19 protein-coding genes and 1 pseudogene are annotated in these 19,718 nt (G+C 75.1%); 12 read left to right on the top strand and 8 right to left on the bottom strand.

Going from position 1 to position 19,718, the window contains the following annotated elements; genetic code table 11:
- Nucleotides 1-59 precede the first annotated feature (59 nt).
- The 5 genes from ACIBCA_RS31250 to ACIBCA_RS31230 all read left to right on the top strand — a co-directional run bounded on the left by ACIBCA_RS31250 (nucleotide 60) and on the right by ACIBCA_RS31230 (nucleotide 5,292).
- Nucleotides 60-1,310 carry a glycosyltransferase family 4 protein gene (locus ACIBCA_RS31250; RefSeq protein ID WP_396286414.1) on the top strand — a complete coding sequence of 417 codons (1,251 nt, stop codon included), beginning with the start codon at nucleotides 60-62 and terminating at the stop codon, nucleotides 1,308-1,310.
- On the top strand, nucleotides 1,307-2,527 hold the full coding sequence (locus ACIBCA_RS31245; RefSeq protein WP_396286413.1) for a glycosyltransferase: 1,221 nt from the start codon (nucleotides 1,307-1,309) through the stop codon (nucleotides 2,525-2,527). The genes ACIBCA_RS31250 and ACIBCA_RS31245 overlap by 4 nt, the downstream gene beginning before the upstream one ends.
- The gene (locus tag ACIBCA_RS31240) at nucleotides 2,502-3,452 is read left to right on the top strand and encodes an SGNH/GDSL hydrolase family protein (RefSeq protein WP_396286412.1); all 951 of its coding nucleotides are present in this window, start codon (nucleotides 2,502-2,504) and stop codon (nucleotides 3,450-3,452) included. Before ACIBCA_RS31245 ends, ACIBCA_RS31240 begins: the two co-directional genes overlap by 26 nt.
- 314 nt (nucleotides 3,453-3,766) lie before the next feature.
- Entirely contained in the window at nucleotides 3,767-4,864 is a 1,098-nt protein-coding gene (locus tag ACIBCA_RS31235; protein ID WP_396286410.1) for an NUDIX hydrolase, read from the top strand.
- Between the two features lie 17 nt (nucleotides 4,865-4,881).
- On the top strand, nucleotides 4,882-5,292 hold the full coding sequence (locus tag ACIBCA_RS31230; protein ID WP_396286409.1) for a DUF6188 family protein: 411 nt from the start codon (nucleotides 4,882-4,884) through the stop codon (nucleotides 5,290-5,292).
- A 27-nt stretch (nucleotides 5,293-5,319) separates the two neighbouring features.
- On the opposite strand, the gene ACIBCA_RS31225 is transcribed toward ACIBCA_RS31230, so the two are convergent.
- From ACIBCA_RS31225 to ACIBCA_RS31200, 6 genes are all read right to left on the bottom strand, one after another.
- A complete protein-coding gene (locus tag ACIBCA_RS31225; RefSeq protein ID WP_396286408.1) occupies nucleotides 5,320-5,694 on the bottom strand; it encodes a hypothetical protein in 375 nt (124 codons plus the stop codon).
- Between the two features lie 92 nt (nucleotides 5,695-5,786).
- Nucleotides 5,787-6,215 carry a roadblock/LC7 domain-containing protein gene (locus ACIBCA_RS31220; RefSeq protein ID WP_396286407.1) on the bottom strand — a complete coding sequence of 143 codons (429 nt, stop codon included), beginning with the start codon at nucleotides 6,213-6,215 and terminating at the stop codon, nucleotides 5,787-5,789.
- 34 nt (nucleotides 6,216-6,249) lie between these two features.
- Nucleotides 6,250-7,149 (bottom strand): transcriptional regulator, encoded by a 900-nt coding sequence (locus ACIBCA_RS31215; RefSeq protein WP_396286406.1) that lies wholly within the window; start codon nucleotides 7,147-7,149, stop codon nucleotides 6,250-6,252.
- Nucleotides 7,150-7,204: 55 nt separating this feature from the next.
- Nucleotides 7,205-7,588 carry a hypothetical protein gene (locus ACIBCA_RS31210; RefSeq protein WP_396286405.1) on the bottom strand — a complete coding sequence of 128 codons (384 nt, stop codon included), beginning with the start codon at nucleotides 7,586-7,588 and terminating at the stop codon, nucleotides 7,205-7,207.
- A 317-nt stretch (nucleotides 7,589-7,905) separates the two neighbouring features.
- Nucleotides 7,906-8,937 (bottom strand): LLM class flavin-dependent oxidoreductase, encoded by a 1,032-nt coding sequence (locus tag ACIBCA_RS31205; protein WP_396286404.1) that lies wholly within the window; start codon nucleotides 8,935-8,937, stop codon nucleotides 7,906-7,908.
- Between the two features lie 120 nt (nucleotides 8,938-9,057).
- Nucleotides 9,058-10,248 carry a peptidoglycan-binding protein gene (locus tag ACIBCA_RS31200; RefSeq protein WP_396286403.1) on the bottom strand — a complete coding sequence of 397 codons (1,191 nt, stop codon included), beginning with the start codon at nucleotides 10,246-10,248 and terminating at the stop codon, nucleotides 9,058-9,060.
- Nucleotides 10,249-10,647: 399 nt separating this feature from the next.
- Between ACIBCA_RS31200 and ACIBCA_RS31195 the strand changes: the two genes are divergently transcribed.
- The 3 genes from ACIBCA_RS31195 (at nucleotide 10,648) to ACIBCA_RS31185 (ending at nucleotide 13,865) form a co-directional block, all read left to right on the top strand.
- Nucleotides 10,648-11,976, top strand: coding sequence for a DUF6271 family protein (locus ACIBCA_RS31195; protein WP_396286402.1), 1,329 nt, complete (start codon nucleotides 10,648-10,650; stop codon nucleotides 11,974-11,976).
- Nucleotides 11,973-12,485, top strand: a complete 513-nt coding sequence (locus tag ACIBCA_RS31190; RefSeq protein WP_396286401.1) for a GNAT family N-acetyltransferase — start codon at nucleotides 11,973-11,975, stop codon at nucleotides 12,483-12,485. Before ACIBCA_RS31195 ends, ACIBCA_RS31190 begins: the two co-directional genes overlap by 4 nt.
- Before the next feature lie 69 nt (nucleotides 12,486-12,554).
- On the top strand, nucleotides 12,555-13,865 hold the full coding sequence (locus ACIBCA_RS31185; RefSeq protein WP_396286400.1) for a hypothetical protein: 1,311 nt from the start codon (nucleotides 12,555-12,557) through the stop codon (nucleotides 13,863-13,865).
- A gap of 16 nt (nucleotides 13,866-13,881) precedes the next feature.
- Here ACIBCA_RS31185 and ACIBCA_RS31180 read toward each other — a convergent pair whose 3' ends face one another.
- Complete coding sequence (locus ACIBCA_RS31180) at nucleotides 13,882-14,472, bottom strand: TetR/AcrR family transcriptional regulator (RefSeq protein WP_396286399.1); 591 nt, start codon at nucleotides 14,470-14,472, stop codon at nucleotides 13,882-13,884.
- 117 nt (nucleotides 14,473-14,589) lie between these two features.
- On the opposite strand from ACIBCA_RS31180, the gene ACIBCA_RS31175 reads away from it, so the two are divergent.
- Entirely contained in the window at nucleotides 14,590-15,048 is a 459-nt protein-coding gene (locus ACIBCA_RS31175; protein WP_031072880.1) for a nuclear transport factor 2 family protein, read from the top strand.
- A gap of 53 nt (nucleotides 15,049-15,101) precedes the next feature.
- Here ACIBCA_RS31175 and ACIBCA_RS31170 read toward each other — a convergent pair whose 3' ends face one another.
- On the bottom strand, nucleotides 15,102-15,692 hold the full coding sequence (locus ACIBCA_RS31170) for a TetR/AcrR family transcriptional regulator (RefSeq protein WP_396286398.1): 591 nt from the start codon (nucleotides 15,690-15,692) through the stop codon (nucleotides 15,102-15,104).
- 115 nt (nucleotides 15,693-15,807) lie between these two features.
- Between ACIBCA_RS31170 and ACIBCA_RS31165 the strand changes: the two genes are divergently transcribed.
- The 3 genes and pseudogenes from ACIBCA_RS31165 to ACIBCA_RS31155 form a co-directional block, all read left to right on the top strand.
- Nucleotides 15,808-16,692, top strand: a complete 885-nt coding sequence (locus ACIBCA_RS31165) for an NAD(P)-dependent oxidoreductase (RefSeq protein ID WP_396286397.1) — start codon at nucleotides 15,808-15,810, stop codon at nucleotides 16,690-16,692.
- 162 nt (nucleotides 16,693-16,854) lie between these two features.
- Complete coding sequence (locus ACIBCA_RS31160) at nucleotides 16,855-17,871, top strand: hypothetical protein (RefSeq protein WP_396286396.1); 1,017 nt, start codon at nucleotides 16,855-16,857, stop codon at nucleotides 17,869-17,871.
- A gap of 184 nt (nucleotides 17,872-18,055) precedes the next feature.
- Nucleotides 18,056-19,687 (top strand): annotated as a pseudogene (locus tag ACIBCA_RS31155) (AMP-binding protein); the annotation flags it as partial.
- Nucleotides 19,688-19,718: the final 31 nt, after the last annotated feature.

Raw genomic sequence — 19,718 nt, 5'->3', positions numbered from 1 at the left:
TCGCTTGTACGACAGATCCCTTTGGCCGGGTGCACGCCGGGTGTGGACAGAAATTCGGCATGCGCGTCGTCATCGTCACCGAATCCTTTCCGCCCGAGGTCAACGGAGTCGCCCACAGCGTGCTGCGGACGGCCGAGCACCTGGTGCGCCGGGGTCACCAGCCCCTCGTCGTCACCCCGGCTCCCGCGCGGAGCGCCCACTGCCCGCCGCAGAGCTTCGGCGGCGGGGCCGAGACCGCCGAGATCCCGGTGGTGCGCATCCCGTCGATGCCGCTGCCCGGGTACCCGCAGGTGCGGATCGCGCTGCCGAGCCGGCAGCTGGCGGCCGCGGTCGCCGGGCACCGGCCCGACATCGTCCACCTGGCCAGCCCGTTCGTGCTCGGCGCGCGCGGGATGCAGGTCGCGGCGCGGCTCGGGGTGCCGGCCGTGGCCGTCTACCAGACCGACCTGGCGGGCTACGCGCACGCCTACCGCGCCGGGCGGGGGCTGGGCGAGGCCGCCGCGTGGCGGCGCATCCGGTCCGTGCACCGGGCCGCCGCCCGGACGCTGGCGCCGTCCACCCCGGCCGCGCAGGACCTGACGGCGCACGGGGTGCCCCGGGTGCAGCTGTGGCCGCGCGGGGTGGACTCGGTGCGCTTCCACCCCAGGCACCGGGACGAGGGGCTGCACCGGGCGCTCGCGCCGGGCGGGGAGGTGCTGGTGGGGTACGTCGGGCGGCTGGCGCCCGAGAAGCGGGTGGACCTGCTCGCGGCGACCTCGGCGCTGCCCGGGGTGCGGGTGGTGGTCATCGGGGACGGCCCCTCCGCACCCGGGCTCAGGGCGGCCATGCCGGGGGCGGTGTTCCTGGGGCGGCGCACCGGGGACGAGCTGGCGCGATGTTTCGCCACCCTCGACGTGTTCGTGCACACCGGGCCGCTGGAGACCTTCTGCCAGACCATCCAGGAGGCGATGGCGAGCGGGGTCGCGGTGATCGGCCCGGCGGCGGGCGGCCCGCTGGACCTGGTGGGCCACCACCGGACGGGCCTGCTGGTGCCGCCGAGGGACGGCGCGGCCATCGCCCGGGCGGTGGCCGAGCTGGCCGCCGACCCGGAGCGGCGGGCGGGGTACGGGCTGGCGGGGCGGGCGGATGTGACGGCCCGCACGTGGGAGGCGGTCGGGGACCTGCTGCTGGGGCACTACGCGGAGGTGCTGGCGGAGGGGCGGGGGAAGCCGGTCACCGCCGAACCGAGCCTCGCGGAGACGATCGTCCCGCGAACGGACGATCAGCTCGCCGCCGGGCAGGTCACGACCGTCGAGGAGCTGCCGGCATGAGTGCGGAGCCGTCCGGTGCGCCGCTGACCGTCGTGCGGCTCGCCAACTTCGTCACCCCCGTCTCCGGGGGCCTTCGCACCGCGCTGCGCCACCTCGGCGCCGGGTACCGGGCGGCGGGGCACCGGCCGGTGCTCGTCGTGCCCGGGGAGCGGCGCAGCGAGGAGGAGACCGACCAGGGCCTGGTGATCACCCTGCCCGGGCCGGTGCTGCCCGCCAGCGGCGGGTACCGGCTGCTCGTCGACCGCGCGGCCGTCGCCGCCGAGCTCACCCGCCTCTCCCCCGACCGGCTGGAGGTCTCCGACCGCACCACCCTGCGCTGGACGGGCGCCTGGGCGCGGCGGCACGGCGTGCGCTCGGTGATGGTCTCGCACGAGAGCGCCGCCGGGGTGCTGCGCGCCTGGGGTCTGCCGGGCCCGCTGGCCGGCGCGGCGGCCGACCGGCTCAACGCGGCGACGGCGCGGGAGTACGACGCGGTGCTGTGCACCACCGACTGGGCGGCGGCCGAGTTCCGCCGGATCGGCACGCCGAACCTCGTCCGGGCGCCGCTCGGGGTGGACCTGACCGCGATGCGGCCGCTGGAGCCGCGGGTACGGGCCGAGGAGCGGGCCCGGTACGCCGCGCCCGACGAGACGCTGCTGGTGCTCTGCTCGCGGCTCTCCGCGGAGAAGCGGCCCGAGCGGGCGCTCGAGGCGCTGGCCGCGCTACGAACCCGGCGGCCGGCCGTGCTGGTGGTGGCGGGCACCGGGCCGCTGCGGGCGCGGCTGGAGCAGCAGGCCCTGCGGCTGGGGCTGCGGGTGCGGTTCCTCGGGCATCTGAGCGAACGGGCGGCGCTGGCGCGGCTGTTGGGGTGTGCGGACGTGGCGCTGGCGCCCGGGCCGGTGGAGACCTTCGGGCTGGCGGCGATGGAGGCGCTGGCCTGCGGGACGCCCGTCGTGGTGAGCCGCTCCTCCGCCCTGCCCGGGCTGATCGGGCTCGCCGGGGTGGCGGCGGCCGATACGGGCACCGGATTCGCCTCGGCCGTACGGGAGTTGCTGGCGCGGCCGGAGTCGGCACGGCGGGCGGCGGCCCGGGCGCGGGCGGAGCGGTACGGCTGGCCGGCGGCGGTGGACGCGTTCCTGGCCGCACATCAGGTGAACCGGGTGGCTCGGGTGGCTCGGGTGAACAACTGCGGCGCTGTGGAGGGGGGTTGGGATGAGCCTGCTCGACAGCGGGTGTGACCTGGCGGCGGACGGCGGCGACAAGGACCGGCAGGAGCAGCAGGACAAGCAGGACCGGCAGGACAGGCAGGACCGGCAGAGCCCGCAGGAAGCGCGCGGGTTCTCGCGCTTCGTCGCGCTCGGCGACTCGCTGACGGAGGGCGTCGGCGACGCGGCGGGCGAGGGCTGGCGCGGCTGGGCCGCCGTCCTGGCCTCCGCGCTGGCCGACGGCGGGCAGGAGGTGGAGTTCACCAACCTGGCGCGCAGCGGGGCCCTGACCATGGATCTGACGACGAGTCAGCTACCGGAGGCGCTCGCCCTGCGCCCGGAGCTGGCGGCCGTGGTGGTCGGCGGCAACGACACCCTGCGGGCGGGCTTCGACATCCGGCGCAGCACCCTGCGACTGGACGAGGTCCTCGGCGAACTCACCGCCCACGGCGCGGTGGTGCTCACCGCCTGCCTCCCGGACCCGGGCACCCTGCTCGGCCTCCCGGCCCCCCTCACCCGCCCGCTGGCCCGCCGGATGCGGGCCGTGAACACGGTGGTGCACGCCCTCACCGAGCGCCACCGGGCCGTCCACCTGCACATCGCCGACCTGCCCTGGCTCGCCGAACGCCGCCTCCTCAGCGTGGACCGCCTCCACCCCAGCGCCGAGGGCCACCACCTCATCGCCCGGCACTTCCACACCCTGCTCTCGGACAAGGGCCACCCCCTCGGCCCCCCACCCACCGCCACCCCGACCGAGGCCCCGCCCAGCCGCTCCGCCGACCTGTGGTGGATGGCCACCCAGGGCACCCGCTGGCTGGCCGCCCGCAGCACCGACCTCCTCCCGGGCCTCCTCGCCCTCGCCGCCGCCGAGGGCTACGCCCGCCTCCGCGGCGCGAGCCGCCGCCACGACGAACGGATGGCCCGCGCGGCGGCCCAGGCCCTCGCTTCGCTGGGCTGACCCCCGGCGCTTGCGCGCCGGTCCGGCCGGATCGGGCCGCGGCGAGGGGCGGCCCGATCCCGTCGGGCAGTCGGCCCGGCTCGGGCCGCAGGTGGCCGATCAGGTGGTTCGGCGGCCCGGACGCGGCCGCCCGAACGGTCGGTTACCCGCCTGCGCCGAGGCCCGTCCGGCCTCGGCGACGGGGAGGCGCGCGGGAGCGCGGAGCCGGTGCGGGAGCGCGGAGCCGGTGCGGGAGGAGGACGGGTCGGGCGGAGGACGGGTCGGGCGGAGGACGGGTCGGGAGGAGGAGGCGGGGGAAGGATCACCGCGTGGACGTGAGCGGGCGAGCGCGAGGGGGCCGGGTGGACGGGCGGGGGTTGTTGGCGGCGGCGGGGGTGTTGTTCCCGGACGGGCGGGGGCGGGTGATGGTGGTGCGGCTGCCGTACGACCGGAGGCATCCGGTGGCGGTCCCGGGTGGGGGGTGGGAGCCGCAGGACGGGTCGCTGCGGGAGACGGCCGTGCGGGAGATCCGGGAGGAGCTGGGGTTCACTCCGGTCCTCGGGCGGCTGGCCTGCGTGGACTGGGCGATGAAGGAGGGCCGGCCGCCGATCGTGGCGTACCTCTACTGGGCCGAGCCGCTGACGCGGGCCCAGGTGGCGGCGCTGCGGCCGGACGCGGCCGAGGTCGGCGGGTGGACGTGGCTGGCGGAGGCGGACGCGGGGCGGGCGCTGCCGCCGAGGCTGTCGCGGCGGGTGCTGGCCTGTCTGCGGGCGCCGCGGGCGGCCGGTCCGCTGGAGCTGGAGGACAGCTTTCCGGCGGGGCACACCCGGGCGCTGCCGGAGCTGGGCGGGCCGGCTCCCGACTACCTCGGCCTGGCCGCCGCGCCGGAGCTCCGCGACGAGGGCGCGCCCGCCGCGCCGCCGCCGCTGGACCGGGAGACGTACTACGCGACCAGGCCCCGGATCCGGGCGAAGGCGCGGGCGCTGTTCACCGACGAGGCCGGGCGGGTGCTGCTCGTACGGCTGAGGCCGTGGGACGGGCCGCGCGGCGAGGTGCCGTACTGGACGCTGCCGGGCGGCAGTGTGGAGGCGGACCGGGAGACGCCCCGGGAGGCGGCACGGCGGGAGATCGCCGAGGAGCTGGGCTGGCGGGTCGAGCCGGGGCGGCTGCTGGGGCTGGACTGGCAGCCGCTGGACACCAACGGCGAGGCCCCGGTCCTGGTGTACGTGTACGACGGCGGCCGGGTGACCCCGGAGCTGCTGGACACGATCCGGCTGCAGGAGGAGGAGCTGGTGGACTGGCGCCTGTGCGGCCCGGAGGAGGCGCGGGCGCTGCTGGCCGGGCCGTCCCGGGAGCGGACGGCGGCGGCGCTGGCGGCCCGGGAGGGCGGGGGCGGGCCGGTCGAGCTGGTGCGCGGGCGGGAGGTGCGGTGAGTCGGCACACTGGTGGCGTGGACGAGGCGATCGCGCGGGTGCTGGGCGGGCGGCGGGTGGAGTCGGTCGGTGGCGGCACCCGGCTGGAGCTGGCGCTGGCCGGGGCGGTGACCGTCCGGGTGGCGCACGAGTTCCGGTACGCGGCGCCCTCGTTCGCCGCACCGGAGGAGGTCGAGCACTTCTTCCCGGCGCTGACCTTCCGCCCCTCCCCCGGGCTGCTGGCGCTGGTGGGCCGTACGGTGGGCTCCGCCCGGATCACCCTGGCGGGCGGGCTGGAGCTGGGCTTCGCGGGGGGCGGGGCGCTGTCGGTGCCGCCGCACGCGGTGCTGGCGCCGTGGAGCGTGCTGACGGCGGACGGCGAGGTGTGCGGGCTGCCGGGCGGTGACGTCGGCTGGGGCTCCAGCGGGCCGGAACCCGGCGGAGCCTGAGCTCTCCGCCGGGCGTCGGGGGGCGACTCAGACCTCGAGGTCGGCCTCTATCCGGGTGAGCTGGTGGCGGGCCATCGCGAGGTTGGCGCGGCCCCGGTCCAGCGCGATGTAGAGGAAGAGGCCCTTGCCGCTGCGGCCGCTGAGCGGGCGGATCAGGTGGTACTGGCTGGTGAGGGTGATGAGGATATCCTCGATCCCGTCCTGCAGGCCCAGCATGTCCATGGTGCGCATCTTGGCGCGGACCACGTCGGTGTTCCCGGCGGCGGCGACGTTGAGGTCGATCCCGCCGGGGCCGTCGAGGGTGGCGAGCGCCATGCCGCTGTTGTAGTCGACGAGGGCTCCGCCGAGGGCGCCCTCGATGCTGGTCATGGCCTGCTTGAGTGCGCCGGCTGCGTCGGTCATTTCTCGTGTCTCCGGTTCGATCGTCGGGTGAGGGCGAGGGTGATGGCTGTGGGTGGAGCGGGTGGAGCGGGTGGAGCGGGTGGAGCGGCTGGTCAACCGCCGGGCAGCAGCGTGTCGTTGAGCAGCCCGGTGATCCCCTTGGCGCAGCGGCGGGCCTCCAGGTGGAGCCGTCCGACGTTGACGTCGGGGTGGGCCAGGAGGGTCAGCACGCAGCTGCCGCCGGCGGCGTAGGTGGCGACGTAGCCGTGCTCGCCGCGCACCAGCGACTCGCGGAACTCGCCCTGGCCGGTGGTGTCGGCGAGCCGCTGGGCGAGGGAGAGCGAGGCGGCCGTCATCGCGGCCAGTCCTGAGGGTTCCGTCCCGTGGGTGTCGTGCGCGATCAGCAGGCCGTCGACGGTGGCCACCAGGCCGCCCGCGAGGTGCGGGACGCGCTGCTTGACCGCGCGCAGTTCGGCGAGCAGCTCGGTCTCCAGGGCGATGAGGTGTCTCCTTCCGACTCGCTGCTTGAGGGCCCGCCTCATGGCCGGGACTGCGGGGTCGCGGGCGGGGAGTGGGTCAAAGTCGGGCCTCCAGTAGGTCTCGGACCCGGGTCAGCAGCGCGATGTCCGGGTCTGGGACGGTCAGCGGGTGCGCCGCTGCCGTGGCGGGCGGATGGGCGGAGCGGGCGGGGGCGGGGGCGGCACGCAGGGTCGCCCCGGGGACCCTGCGGTGCAGGCCGCCGAGGCTCCGCCGGGTGCCGGGGGCGTCCTGGACGGCTTCGAGCAGTCCGGCGGCGGCGAGGCGGCGCACGTCCGCGGTGACGCCGAAGCCGGAGCGGCCGAGCAGCCGGGCCAGGTCGGCGGGGGTTCTTCGGCCGTCCGCGTGGTCGAGGAGTTCGCGGCGGCGGCGCCCGGCCGTGCGGTGGTCGGGCAGGCGGCCGCGTTCGCCGGGGCGGACGGGTTCGGTGTCGAGGCGGGCGGAGGGCCAGAGGCCGTCGAGGAGGCGACGGCGGCGCTCGACCTCACGGTGGAGGCGGTCGGGGTCGACGGCGGCGACCTCGCCGAGCCAGTGGCGGGTGTCGGCCTCGAAGCGCCAGGTGCCGCCGGCCGGGTCGGCGAGGACGAAGAAGGCGGCGTCGAACAGCGTTCCCAGGTGGCCGAGTTCGAGCTCGCCCCGGGTGAGGACGCGCCGCTCGACCAGTTCGGCCGCGACGCGGGAGTGCGGGCCGTGGGTGCGCAGCAGGTCGGTCCAGCTCTCGGGGGTGATCAGCGCGCCGACGGTGAGCAGGTCGGCCAGGCCGGGGGCGCGGGGGGACTCGGCGGCGGTGACCAGGCCGCCGACCAGGTGGAGGGTGCCGAGCGGGCCGTGCAGGGCGCCGGTGGCGCGGCGGGCGGCGAGCAGGTCGAGCGCCTCGCCGGGGGTGCGGGGCTCGCCGGGCGGGGGCGGGGCGGCGGGCGCGGTGACGGTGGCGGTCACGGGCGGGCTCCGCCGGCACCTGGTGCCGATGACCGGAAAGCGACGGGCATCGCGGTCACCCCAGCACCAGGTCCTCGGCGAGCGACTGGAGCCGGAAGCGGGCGGCGGCGAGGTTGCCCTCGGTACGGTCGAGCCACAGGTGCAGCACGAGCCGGTTGTCGAAGACGGTGTCGATGAACCGGATCAGGTGGTAGCTGCGGCCGGCGGTAACGATGATGTCCTCCAGCGGGGAGCCGGCGTCCTCGGCCGCGGTGAAGGTCTGGCTCTCGACGGCCGCCCGTACCAGGTCGGTCGCCTCGGCGGCGGAGGTCTCGTGCTCGCCGGTGGGGCTGTCGCCGAGGCTGCCGAGCGCCAGCCCGCTGCTCCAGTCGACCAGGCTCGCGGCGCGGGCCCCGGCGATCGTCATCGCCCCGGAGAGGCATTCGTCGATACCCGGCACACCGGCTCCTTCACGGGGTCTGGGCGGCCGGGGCGCGGCACCGCCCCGGGCCGGATCGCCACCAGCAGTGGCAGGTCCGACACGGAAGGCTACTGCCGCAAGCCGTCGATCGAACATTCCGATGGCATATTCACATCGGATTCGACGGTTTCCAGCCAAGGTCTGACGATCAGTCAATCATTCCGCTGTGGCAAACCCGCTGGCCGCCCGGCCGTCCATGGACATCGCCAACCGGCCACCTGGCAAGGGACCTTGACCGATATCCGGCCGCCGCAGAAGACGGTGCCATCGAAAGTACGATAAGGCGATTCAATGAGTCACATGGACGCCGAGGCGCCGTCGACCTGACCGAACGCCTCCGCCAGCAGCCGGTGGGAGTCCAGCAGTTCGGCCCGGTCGTAGGTGCTGGTGGCGAGCAGGAACTCGTCCGCGCCGGTGCGCTCCACCAGGGCGCGCAGCTGCCCGGCCGCCTGCTCCGGGGTGCCGGAGATGTGGCCCTTCATCGACTGCTCGAAGGCGGCGCGCTCACGGGCGCTCATCTCCAGGGCCCGGACCTCGGCCGCCGGGGCGAGCGGCGGGAACTCCCCGTGGGTACGGGAGTAGGCGCCGGCCCACGCCTCGGGCACCAGCAGCTCGCGGGCCCGTTCGGCCGTCGCGGCCACCGCCACCGTGCCGGAGACGATCACGTACGGCTCGGAGGCCTGCGCGGAGGGGCGGAAGCGCTCGCGGTAACGGTCGACGGCCGCGAGCATCCGGTCCTCCCCGCGCGGGGCGGCGATCACCAGCGGCAGGCCCGCCTCGGCGGCGAGGTCGGCGCCCTCCCCGGTGGCCAGGACGTACGCCGGCACCCGCAGGCCCTCCGCCGGGCGGGCGTGGACGCCCCGGTGGGCCTGCTGGGTGCCGTCGAACCAGCCGATCAGCTCGGCGAGTTGGGCGCCGAAGTCGTCCGCGGCGTCCTTCTCCCGGCCGAGCGCCCGCCGGACGCCGTCGGTGAAGCCGACCGAGCGGCCCAGGCCCATGTCGATCCGGCCGGGGAACAGCGCGGCCAGCACACCGAACTGCTCGGCCACCACCATCGGCTGGTGGTTGGGCAGCATCACCCCACCGGTGCCGACCCGGATGCGGGAGGTCGCCGAGGCGATCGCGGCGGCCAGCACCGTCGGCGCGGAACCGGCGACGCCGGGCACGCCGTGGTGCTCGGAGACCCAGATGCGGTGGTAACCGAGCCGCTCGACCTCGCGGGCGAGGGCCACCGTGGCGCGCAGCGCCTCGGCGGGCTCCTCGCCCCGCCTGGTCCGGGAGCGGTCGAGGACGGAGAGCCGGATCGGCTGCTTGCTCGCGCTGGTCACGTCCGGCAGAACGCGCCGGCGCGCGGGCGGAATTCCCGTGTCCGTCCTGAATAGGGGGCCCTACCCACAGAGCCACGGGGCCACGGGACCACCACTCACAGGGCCACGGGGCCGCCCCTCCTACGAGGTCACCGCGAACCCCCCTGCCGCGCCGAGGCGCTGGAGCGAGTCCCGCCCCGGGAGGCCGTCCGCCGCCGACCCGCCGTAACCGCAGCGCCGCTGCCACGCGGCGTAGGCGGCGATGGTGAGGGTGCCGTACGAGCCCCTCACCCAGCGCTGTTCGAGCAGCCCCTCGTCCGCGAGCGCCTGCTGGACGATGGCGACCTCGGAGCCGTACGTGCGGTGGTCCTGCTCGGCGGGCGGGTCGGCCTGGGCGGCGGCGAGCAGGTGGGCCAGGGAGACGGTGCGCGGGCCGGGCAGGTAGCCGAGCAGGCGCAGCAGCGAGCCCTCGCCGGGGACGCCGTCGGCCGCGCCGCCGGTGTAGCCGAGGCTGCGCTGGTAGTCGGCGTAGTTCTCGGTGTCCGCGTCCGTCCAGTCCGGGCCGGGGCCGGAGTGGTAGTGCCCGCCGAACCCCCTGGCCACCAGGGCACGGCCGACGGCCGTCACCTGGTAGCCGTGGGCGCCGTAGCCGTACGCGAGGCCGTTGATGGAGACCTGGTAGCGCGCCGGGGTGCCCCCGGCGGGTGGCGCCGGGCGGGAGGGCGGGGTGCCCGGGGAGCCGGAGCCGGTGAACTCGGGCCAGGAGCCCGGGTCGGTGTGGTCGTTGTACGGGACGTGGGCGTGGGCGTACCAGCCGCCGCTGCACTCCCAGACCTGCTCGTCGCGGCGGCCGGAGAAGTCCACGGGCCGGCCCATCGGCCAGGCGTCGGGCACGCCCCAGGAGGCGATCCAGGCGTGGATGCGGTCCCAGCCCGCGCAGGGGGTGTCGACCAGGCGGGGGTAGACGGTGCCCTGGTGGCGGCAGTAGGGGAAGAAGACGGCTTCGATCTGGATGACGACGCGGCCGGCCCGGTTGGTGCGGGTGGGGCTCCCGTCGGGGCTGAGCAGGCTCTTGGAGCGGGAGTCGGCGGGGAAGAGCTGGGCGGTCCGGCCGCTGAACGGGTCCCAGACCAGATGGGGGGCGTCGCCTGCGCCGCTTCCGGTGAAGTAGCTGACGAGGTCCTCGTAGGAGCACCACTCCTGGGGCTCGGCGGAGCTGGCGTTGCGGTCCCAGGTGATGTGGGCGATGGCCTTCGGCGGGTACTGGTGGTCGGTCGGCGCGTGGTCGCCGAGGTCGTGGATCTCGGCTCCGGGCAGCCACAGCTCGGGCATGCGGATCTCCTCATCCGAACGGCGTAAGAACGTCGTCCGGAGGTATCGGCAGATCAACCGACCGGATTGACCCCGAACCGTCGGTTTCCCGACGATCGGCGCCCGGAGGGCCCTCCGAGACTCCTCTGAACCCCTTCGGCCCGTCCGGCCGTTCGGATCCGCGAGGGGGGTTCGCACATCCACACGAGAACGGGGCGGCGGCGAGCGGCGCCGGCGAGCGGTGGCCGCGAGGGGCGCATTGCACCCCGCCGGGGCCCCGCTGTCAATCGTTGACTTCGGCAATGGTCTAGTCCACGGTGGTGCGGCGGACCGGCCGCAGCACCGCGCCCGCGATCCTCGCGTGCGCTCAACCGACCGCCGTGGAACCGCATCTGACGATCCGACGGAGAACCCCGCACCATGCAAAGAGTCTGCCTCGCCCTGCCCACCATGCGCCCTTGTCCCGAGACCATCGTGGAGCTCGCCGAGGAGGCGGCCTACGCCGTCGCGAACTTCGAGGTCGAGGTGCACCTCGTCGTCCTCGACACCACCGAGGGCGCCGAGTTCGCGCGCAACGCGGACGCCGTGGCCACCCTGCCCTCCGTCCCCGGCGTCACCGTGCACCACCTCGGCAACGAGGCCCAGCGCGCCTTCTTCCTGCGCGTGGCCCGGGACTCCGGCTCCGCCGACCCCGAACTGCTGCTGGAGCTGATGCTCCCCGAGAACGCCGTCGCCTACGGTTCCTGCGTCAACCGGCTCTTCCTCGCCGCGGCCGCCCTGGGCTGCACCTCCACGCACCTGCGCAACGACGACGCGGACTTCCAGGTCGTCGACGGGCGGAAGATGTTCTCCATCCACCACGAGCTGCTCTCCATCGGCAAGCCCGCCGGCGAGGCGGCGGCCGGCGTCACCCGCTCCGAGCTCGACCCGGCCGACGCGGACACCCCGGTCCTGCTGGTCAGCGGCGCCTTCATCGGCGAACTCTGCGTGGACATCAGCGAGATCCGCGAGCTCGACCCGGACATCTACCGCGAGGTCGTACGCCTGTGGGCCCCGCCGGTGTGGTCCGACGAGGAGAAGGACGCGATGGTCGAACTCTCCTTCAAAGGCGCCGGCACCGCCGCCTTCACCACCGACGAGTCCGTCCTCGGCGTCCCCGACATCTGGGACGTCTACATGTGCAACGTCGCCATGGACCACCGGGGTTACGAGGTGCTGCCGCTGCTGCCCTCCACCGAGACCATCGGCAGCGACTACGCCCTGCACCACGCCATGATCCACGCCCGGATGCCCGGCGTCGTCCACAACCGCCACATCGTCAACTACTACACGCCCGAGCGCCGCACCGACGCCGGCTTCGCCGCGTACCAGATGCGGTTCGTCAAGTTCCTGCTCTCGATGCTCTACCTGTACCCGGTCTACGGCGGCATGATCGACCTCGGCCGCGACATGATCGACGAGAACGCCACGCTGCGGGCCGAGCCCATCCTCGACCTGGTACGCGGCAGCTTCGACTGGGACCGCACCGGCAACGAGCACTGCCTGGACGTCCTCGACCGCTGCTACCGCAAGCTCGGCGGCAGGTACACCGGCATCGCCGACACCGTGGCCGAGCGGCGGAAGCAACTGCTCGACGAGGCGCAGGCCGACGCCGAACGCTGGGCGGTGCTGATCGAGAACTGGGCGCCGATGGTGGCCGCCGCCCGCGCCAAGGGCCTCGGCGACGTCGTCGAGGTGCCGGCCGGGTGAGCGAGGACTTCACGATCCGGCTGCTGACCGACGGCGACTGGCCGGCCGTCGTCGCCCTGGAACACGACGCCTACGCCGCCGACGGCCTCTCCGAGGGCGAGGAGGCGCTCAGATCGCGCGCGAGCGGCTCACCGGGGACCTGCTTCGTCCTGGAGCGCGACGGCGTGGTGCACGGCTACCTGCTGAGCCTGCCCTACCCGCCGCTGCGCTGCCCCGACCTGACCCGGCCGGAGAAGGAGGCGTTCGCCTCCGAGAACCTGCACGTCCACGACCTGGTGATCGCCGAGGAACTGCGCGGCAAGGAGGTGGCCCTCGGCTTCATGCGGCACTTCCAGCGGGAGGCGGGCGCCCAGGGCTACCGCACCATCTCCATGGTCGCGGTGCGCGGCGCGGACATCCTGCTGCGGCTGCTCGGCTACCGGTCCCACCGGGAGGTGGAGGTGCCGTCCTGCTACGGGCGGCGGGCGGTCTACATGTCGACCCCGGTGCCCGAGGCGCCCGTCCACTGAACCGCCCCCGTGCGCGCGGCGCCGGAAAACGGGCGGCGGCGACGGCCCCCGGGCGGGCATGATGCCCGGATGCCGTCGCTGCTGCACGCCCTCGCCGAGAACCCGGCTCTGCCGCCCGAGCTGCTCCAACGCCTGGTCGACGCGGCGCCCGGCGATGAATTCCTGGCCGGGGAGCTGGCCCACCGCACCGACCTCGACCCCCGACAGGCCATCGCCCTGGCCGCGTTGCTGGATGATTCCCCGTACGGGCTGGCCGCGCTCGGCGTCCCGGTCGGCGATCCGCTCGCGCAGCCCGCACTGGCCATCGCCCTGCTCGACGAGGGCCGGGGCCGACCGGAGTGGGCGCTCGCGCTCGCCCGTCACCCGGACTGCGACACCCGCATCAAGCTCGCGAGCTGCCCAGGGCTCCCGGACGCGGTGAGCGACCTCCTCGCGGCGGACGGGGAAGCGGACGTCGCCGCCGAACTCGCCCACCACACCGGGCGGTCGGACCTGCTGCGCACCCTGGCCACGCATCCGGAGGCCCAGGTGCGCCGGGGCGTCGCGGGCAACGAGGCCACGCCGCCGGAGCCGCTGGCCTCACTGCTGCTCGACGAGGAGGTCGGGGTCCGCGAACGCGCGGCGGGCAACCCCGCCACCCCGGCCGACGCGGCCGCGCGGCTGGCCACCGACCACCTGTTCGTCCGGCAGGCGCTCGCCGAACACCCCGGGCTGCCGGAGGACGCCCAGCGGCTCCTCGCCGAGGACGAATACCCGTGGGTGCGCGGCAATCTGGGCCTCAACCCCGCGACCGCCGAGCCCGTGCTGCGCCGCCTCGCCGCCGACCCGGACGCGTCGGTCCGCAGGCAGGTCGCCCAGAACGAAGCCGTCCCGCTCGACCTCCTCGCCGCCCTCGCCCTCACCGTCCGCATCGGTCCCACCCTGCTCGACCGCGTCGCCGCCGCCACGCCCGACGAACTCGCGCAGCTCGCCGCCTCCCCCGAGCCCCGGGTACGGACGCTCGCCGCCCAGCGCCGCGACCTGCCCGCCGCCCTGCGCGACCGGCTCGCCTCGGACGCGGACGCCAAGGTGGTGAAGTCCGTCGCCCCGCACCCGGGCCTCGGCCCCGCCCGACTCGCCGACATGTACGAGCGGTTCGGCTCCCAGGTGGCAGCCACCCTCGCCACCAACCCGGACGCGCCCGCCGGCCTGCTGGACCGCATCGCCAGCGCCGCCCCGCCCGTCACCAGGGCCCTGCGCGCCATCGCCCGGCACGCCCACGCCTCCCCCGCCGCCCTCGCCGTCTGCCTGGCCTCCGCCGACGCGCGCACCGCCGAAGGGGCCGCCGCCAACCCGGCGCTGCCGGTCGCGATGATGGCCGCCCTGATTCAGCAGGCGTGACCGACCCGCCCGGCTCTCAGGTGCGGGCGGCGGCCATCAGCGCCCCGGCCGCCGTACGGGCCGTACGGGCGGCGGCGGGGTCGCCGGTGATGGCGGCCGTGGTGATGGCGCCGTCGATCAGGAGGAGGAGTTGGTCGGCGAGGGCGGCCGGGTCGTCGACCGGCAGAGCGCCCGCGAGGGTGGCCACGTAGGTGCGGAGGGCGTGTTTGTGGTCGCGGGCGGCGGCGGCCACCGGGGCGGAGGTGGCGCCCAGTTCGCCGAAGGAGTTGATGAAGGCGCAGCCCCGGAAGCCAGGGGCGGCGAACCACTCGTGGAGCCAGTCGAAGACGGCGAGCAGCGCCTCCTCCGGCGCGGCGGCCCGGCGGGCGACGTGGCCGGCCAGGTCGGCGCGCCAGCGTTCGTCGCGGCGGCGCAGGTAGCCCTCGACCAGGTCGGCCTTGGAGGGGAAGCACTGGTAGAGCCGTTTGAGCGAGACTCCGGCGGCGGTGCGCAGTTCGTCCATGCCGACGGCCTGGATGCCGCGTTCGTAGAAGAGCCGCTCGGCGGCGTCGAGCAGCCGTGCGTGTGCCTCGTCGTGGCTCGTCGGGCTTGCCGCCGCGCCTGCCATCGTGCCTCCCACTGGCGTCGAGAACGATCGTTCTCTAGAGTATCGAACAGAGGGGAGAACGACCGTTCTCCCACCTTGAGCCCCAGCACCGAGGCCCACCAGGAGAAGGAGCACGCCGTGGCACCACGCCCTCCGTTCCCGCCGTTCGACGAGGAGACCGCGCTCCGCAAGGTCCAGGCCGCCGAGGACGCGTGGAACACCCGCGACCCCGAGCGCGTCGCGCTCGCCTACACCGAGGACTCCGTCTGGCGGAACCGGGACCGGTTCGCCACCGGCAGGCGGGAGATCACCGACTTCCTGCGCGAGAAGTGGGAGCGCGAGCTCGACTACGCCCTGCGCAAGGAGCTGTGGACCTTCGGGGGCGACCGGATCGCGGTGCGCTTCCAGTACGAGTACCGCGAGGCGGGCGGCCAGTGGTGGCGCGCCTACGGCAACGAGCTGTGGGAGTTCGCCGAGGACGGGCTGATGCGCCGCCGGGAGGCGAGCATCAACGAGGTCGCCATCACGGAGGAGCAGCGGCGCATCTTCGGCCCCCGCCCGGAGGCCGAGCGGGGAGCGCCCCTCCCGATCCAGTAACCACCCGACACAGGGCCCGGATGCCACGGCATCCGGGCCCTGTGTCGATGTGTCTATGCGTAGGTGGAGAGCAGCCGCGCGAGGTGGCGCCCGGCGAGGCGCAGGGGCTCCTCGCTGCGGGCGACCTGGGCGGAGAGTTCGGCGCCCTCGAGGGTGTCGATGACGGTGCCGGCCAGGCCGGCGGCCTCCTCGGCGGCGATGCCGCCGGCCCGCAGGTGCTCCGCCACGATGGCGCGCCAGTGGGCGAAGGCTTCGGCGACGGCCTCCTCGATCACCGGGGCGCGGCCGACCGTCTCCAGGGCGGTGGTGATGACCGGGCAGCCGTCCTGCCAGTCGGAGGCGCGCAGTTCGCGGGCGAGCAGGGCGGCGCAGGCGGCGATCGCCTCGGCCGGGTCCTGGCTGGTGGCGAGCCCGGCGCGCAGGACGGCGGCGAACTCCTCGTCGCCGTGGCGGATCGCCTCGGCGGCCAACTCCTGCTTGCCGCCCGGGAAGAAGTGGTAGACGGAGCCGAGCGTGGCCTCGGCCTCCCGGGAGATCTGCTTGATCCCGGTGCCCTCGTACCCCTGGCGCTGCAGCAGCCGGGAGGTGGCCCGGACGATGCGGTCGCGGGTGCCTGTGCTGCTGGTCTTCTCGGCGGTGTTCACGGCCCCGATCCTAGCCGCTAATGAATAGAGCGTTCGTTCTAGACCTGTGCTAGCTTCACTCCCGGCACTGAATAGAGCGTTCGTTCTAGCGATCGCGATCGGGGAGGAATTTCACATGGGATCTCACGTGCAGCAGTCCAAGGCTTCCGTGACGGTGATCGGGCTCGGCCCGATGGGGCAGGCCATGGCCGGGGCATTCCTGGACGCCGGGTACGCCGTCACGGTGTGGAACCGTACGGCCTCGCGGGCCGACCGACTGGTGGCCCGTGGAGCCGCGTTGGCGGACAGCGCGGAGGCGGCCGCGGCGGCCAACGAGCTGGTGGTGCTCAGCCTCACGGACTACGACGCGGTGTTCGCCGTGCTGGAGTCGGCGGAGGCGGCGGTCGCGGGCAGGGTGTTCGTCAACCTCAGCTCGGACACCCCCGCGCGGGCCCGGGAGGCCGCCCGATGGGTCACCGAGCGCGGGGGCTCGCACCTGACGGGCGGAGTGCAGGTGCCGCCCTCGGGCATCGGCAGCCCCGAGTCCTCGACCTTCTACAGCGGGCCGGTCGAGCCGTTCCAGCGGCACCGGGCGGCGCTCGAGGTGCTGACCGGCGCCGACTACCGGGGCGACGACCCGGGGCTCGCACAGCTGTACTACCAGATCCAGATGGACCTGTTCTGGGCCTCGATGAGCGGATACCTGCACGCCACGGCCATCGCCGAGGCCAACGGGATCCCGGCCGAGGAGTTCCGGCCGTACGCCGTCTCCGCCGCCTCCATCATGCCGGGGATGATCGAGTTCTACGCGCCCCGGATCACGGCGGGCAACCACCTCGGGGACGTCGACCGGCTGGCGATGGCCCTCGCCAGCATCGAGCACGTCCGGCACACCGCCGAAGCCTCCGGCGTGGACGGCGCCCTGCCCGCCCTCCTGGCCGAGGCCGTCCGGCGCGGCGTCGAGGCGGGCGACGGCGCGGCGAGCCTGACCAGCCTGGTGGCGCGCTTCCGCCGGGCGTAGCAGGCCGAGGGGCCGGGTGCCCGGGCGCACCAGCGGCCACTCCCGCCCCTCGGGCCCCGGCGCCTGTTGCAGTTCCGTCTCCGTTGCGGCCGGAGGGCGTACGAACCGGCCGCCCGTACGGGATCGTGGAGGGCAACGGCTGGTGCGGCAAGGGGAGTTGCCATGGGGGACGGTCGGGAGCTGACACCGAGGGTGGTCGCGGCGCTGCTGAGACCGGCGCCGGGGGCCACGGCGGAGGTCGTACGGGCGCGGCTGCGGGTGACGCCGGAGGGGGCGCGGGTGGTGGCGGCCGCCGAGGCGAGCCCCGAGGACGCCGGGGCGCGGGCCGAGCTGTCGGCCGCCGTCGCCCGGCTCCTCGCCACGGACGCGGCGTTCGCCCAGTACCTCGGGACCACCGAGCTGGGCGGGGCCGCCGATCCGGACACCGTCCGGCTCAAGACCGGATCCGGTCCGTCCACCGTGCAGCTCAGGACGAAGAGCAGCCCGTCCACCGTCCAGCTGAGGATCGGCGGCGGCGCGAAGGCGGCCACGCGCGGCGCCAACCTGCCGATCATCACGGCCCTGGTGCTGGTCCTGGTCGCCGCCCTGGTGGCGATCGGCGTCCACCTGAGCTCGCGTCCGCTGCTCGACCCCGGGCTCGCCCGCGACGGGCACTCGCTGCGCGAGCCGGCGCAGCTGCGGACCGTCCTGCCGGACCTGCCCGCGCTCCCGCAGATCGCCTGGGCGGTGGAGTCCGGCCCGTCCTCGGGCACCGGCAGCGGCGGCGAGGTGCCCTGCCTCCTCCCGGTGCCCTCGGACGGCTGCCCGGGCCAACTCGCCTACGCCACCGAGACGTTCCGGGTGGCCATGATCGCGACCACCCGGTTCTCCGTGATCGCCTTCGACTCCCCGCAAACCGCCGAACGCGCCTTCGCCACCCTGCTCGACCGGATCGGCGGCCCGAAGGACGCCACCGCCGTGCCCTTCCCGCAGGTCGGCGACCAGAGCGCCGCCCGCACGCACGGCGCTACGGGCGCCGACGCGATCGTGCGGACGGGGAGTGTCCTGCTCCACGTCCACGACTCCGGCTCGCCCATGACGACCCTCACCGCGCCGACCGCCCTCGCCCGCATGCTCGCCACGCGCCTGCAGCAGGCGCTGGACGGCCGCCACCCCGACGCCGACGTGCGCAGCACCTGACAGCCCGCACACGAACACCGCCCGGCCGCCGACGGCCGCCGGGCGGTGCTCTCGCACGCCCACTCCACGTCCACCCCTCCCCCGACCTGCCCCTCCCTCGAATGCGTGTATCGCTCTCTTGACTGTCGTCACGGGCACGCCATACTGGGCCTCACTCCCCGCTCGCACGATGAGGTGCCCGCCCATGGAGCTGTCGCCCTCCGCACACGTGGACACGTTCTGCCGAGACCATCTGCCGCCCTTCGACCAGTGGCCCGAACTCCTCCTGGATCAGCAGGAGTCGGCCTACCCGGACCGCCTCAACTGCGCCCGGGCCCTGCTGGACGACACCATCGAGCGCCTCGGCCCCGACCGCCGCTGCCTGCTCACCCCCACCACCGCCTGGACGTACGGCGAACTGCGCGACCGCACCGACCGGATCGCCCGGCTGCTGACCGGCCGCCTCGGGCTCGTCCCCGGCAACCGGGTGCTGTTACGCGGCCCCAACACGCCCGACCTGGCGGCCTGTTGGCTCGCCGTCCTGAAGGCCGGCGGCGTGGTGGTGACCACCGTGCCGCTGCTGCGCGCCGCCGAGCTGACCGAACTGCACGCCATCGCCCGGCCCACCGTCGCCCTGTGCGACCACCGGTACCTGGACGAGCTGCGCCGCGCCGACACCCCCGGCCTGCGGGTCCTGCCGTACGGCGGTCCGGGCCCGGAGGACCTCACCGCCCTGATCGCCGCCGAGAGCGCCACCGAGAGCGCCGCCGAGAGCCCCGGCTTCGAGGCCGTCGCCACCGCCTCCGACGACGTGGCACTGATCGCCTTCACCTCCGGCACCACCGGCCGCCCCAAGGCCACCCTGCACTTCCACCGGGACGTGCTGGCCATCGCCGACACCTTCTCCCACCACCTCCTGCGACCCACCCCCGAGGACCTGTTCGCCGGCACCCCGCCGCTCGGCTTCACCTTCGGCCTCGGGGGCCTGCTGGTCTTCCCGCTGCGGGCCGGCGCCGCCAGCCTGCTGCTGGAGCAGGCCACGCCCGAACAGCTCACCGAGCAGGTGCAACTCCACGGCGCCACCGTGCTGTTCACCGCCCCCACTGCCTACCGGGCGATCCTCGCCGCCGGGCTCGCCGACCGCCTCGCCGGGGTGCGCAGCTGCGTCTCGGCCGGGGAGCCGCTGCCCCTCGCCGTCTGGGAGGCGTTCCACGCGGCCACCGGGAAGCGGCTGATCGACGGCATCGGCGCCACCGAGCTGCTGCACGTCTTCATCTCGGCCGCCGGGGAGGACATCCGCCCCGGCGCCACCGGCCGGCCCGTGCCCGGATACCGGGCGGCGATACTGGACGACCGGGGCGAGCCGGTGCCGGACGGCACACCCGGGCTGCTCGCCGTCAAGGGCCCGACGGGCTGCCGCTACCTCGACGACGAGCGCCAGCTCGCGTACGTCCGCGACGGCTGGAACCTCACCGGGGACACCTACGTCCGCGACGGCGAGGGGTACTTCTGGTACCGGGCCCGCAACGACGACATGATCATCTCGGCCGGCTACAACATCGCCGGCCCCGAGGTCGAGCAGGCGCTCGCCGCCCACCCGGACGTGGCCGACTGCGCGGTGGTCGGCGCGCCGGACGAGCTGCGCGGCGCCGTGGTCAAGGCGTACGTGGTGCTGCGCCCGGGCGCGGCCGCCGGGCCGGAGGCCGTCCGGGCGCTCCAGGAGCACGTGAAGGCGGCCATCGCGCCGTACAAGTACCCGCGCGCCGTGGAGTTCGTCGAGGAGCTGCCGCGCACCGCAACCGGCAAGCTGCACCGCGCCGAACTGCGCCGCCGGGCCGCCGAGGGCCCGCCGCCGCAGCGGCCCGCAC

This window comes from Kitasatospora sp. NPDC051170 (assembly GCF_044455705.1).
In the GTDB taxonomy this organism is placed as follows: Bacteria; Actinomycetota; Actinomycetes; order Streptomycetales; family Streptomycetaceae; genus Kitasatospora.
Note: the sequence above shows the minus strand (reverse complement) of the source record. Positions and strands in the feature narration are given on the sequence as shown.

What these genes read in the sequence shown, in the direction of transcription:
- ACIBCA_RS31195 (WP_396286402.1), top strand. Translation starts at nt 10,648, where the DNA reads ATGCAAAGAGTCTGCCTCGCCCTGCCCACCATGCGCCCTTGTCCCGAG.
- ACIBCA_RS31250 (WP_396286414.1), top strand. Translation starts at nt 60, where the DNA reads ATGCGCGTCGTCATCGTCACCGAATCCTTTCCGCCCGAGGTCAACGGA.
- ACIBCA_RS31245 (WP_396286413.1), top strand. Translation starts at nt 1,307, where the DNA reads ATGAGTGCGGAGCCGTCCGGTGCGCCGCTGACCGTCGTGCGGCTCGCC.
- ACIBCA_RS31180 (WP_396286399.1), bottom strand. Translation starts at nt 14,472, where the DNA reads ATGGCAGGCGCGGCGGCAAGCCCGACGAGCCACGACGAGGCACACGCA.
- ACIBCA_RS31225 (WP_396286408.1), bottom strand. Translation starts at nt 5,694, where the DNA reads ATGACCGACGCAGCCGGCGCACTCAAGCAGGCCATGACCAGCATCGAG.
- ACIBCA_RS31200 (WP_396286403.1), bottom strand. Translation starts at nt 10,248, where the DNA reads ATGCCCGAGCTGTGGCTGCCCGGAGCCGAGATCCACGACCTCGGCGAC.
- ACIBCA_RS31160 (WP_396286396.1), top strand. Translation starts at nt 16,855, where the DNA reads ATGGGGGACGGTCGGGAGCTGACACCGAGGGTGGTCGCGGCGCTGCTG.
- ACIBCA_RS31220 (WP_396286407.1), bottom strand. Translation starts at nt 6,215, where the DNA reads ATGAGGCGGGCCCTCAAGCAGCGAGTCGGAAGGAGACACCTCATCGCC.
- ACIBCA_RS31240 (WP_396286412.1), top strand. Translation starts at nt 2,502, where the DNA reads ATGAGCCTGCTCGACAGCGGGTGTGACCTGGCGGCGGACGGCGGCGAC.
- ACIBCA_RS31185 (WP_396286400.1), top strand. Translation starts at nt 12,555, where the DNA reads ATGCCGTCGCTGCTGCACGCCCTCGCCGAGAACCCGGCTCTGCCGCCC.
- ACIBCA_RS31165 (WP_396286397.1), top strand. Translation starts at nt 15,808, where the DNA reads ATGGGATCTCACGTGCAGCAGTCCAAGGCTTCCGTGACGGTGATCGGG.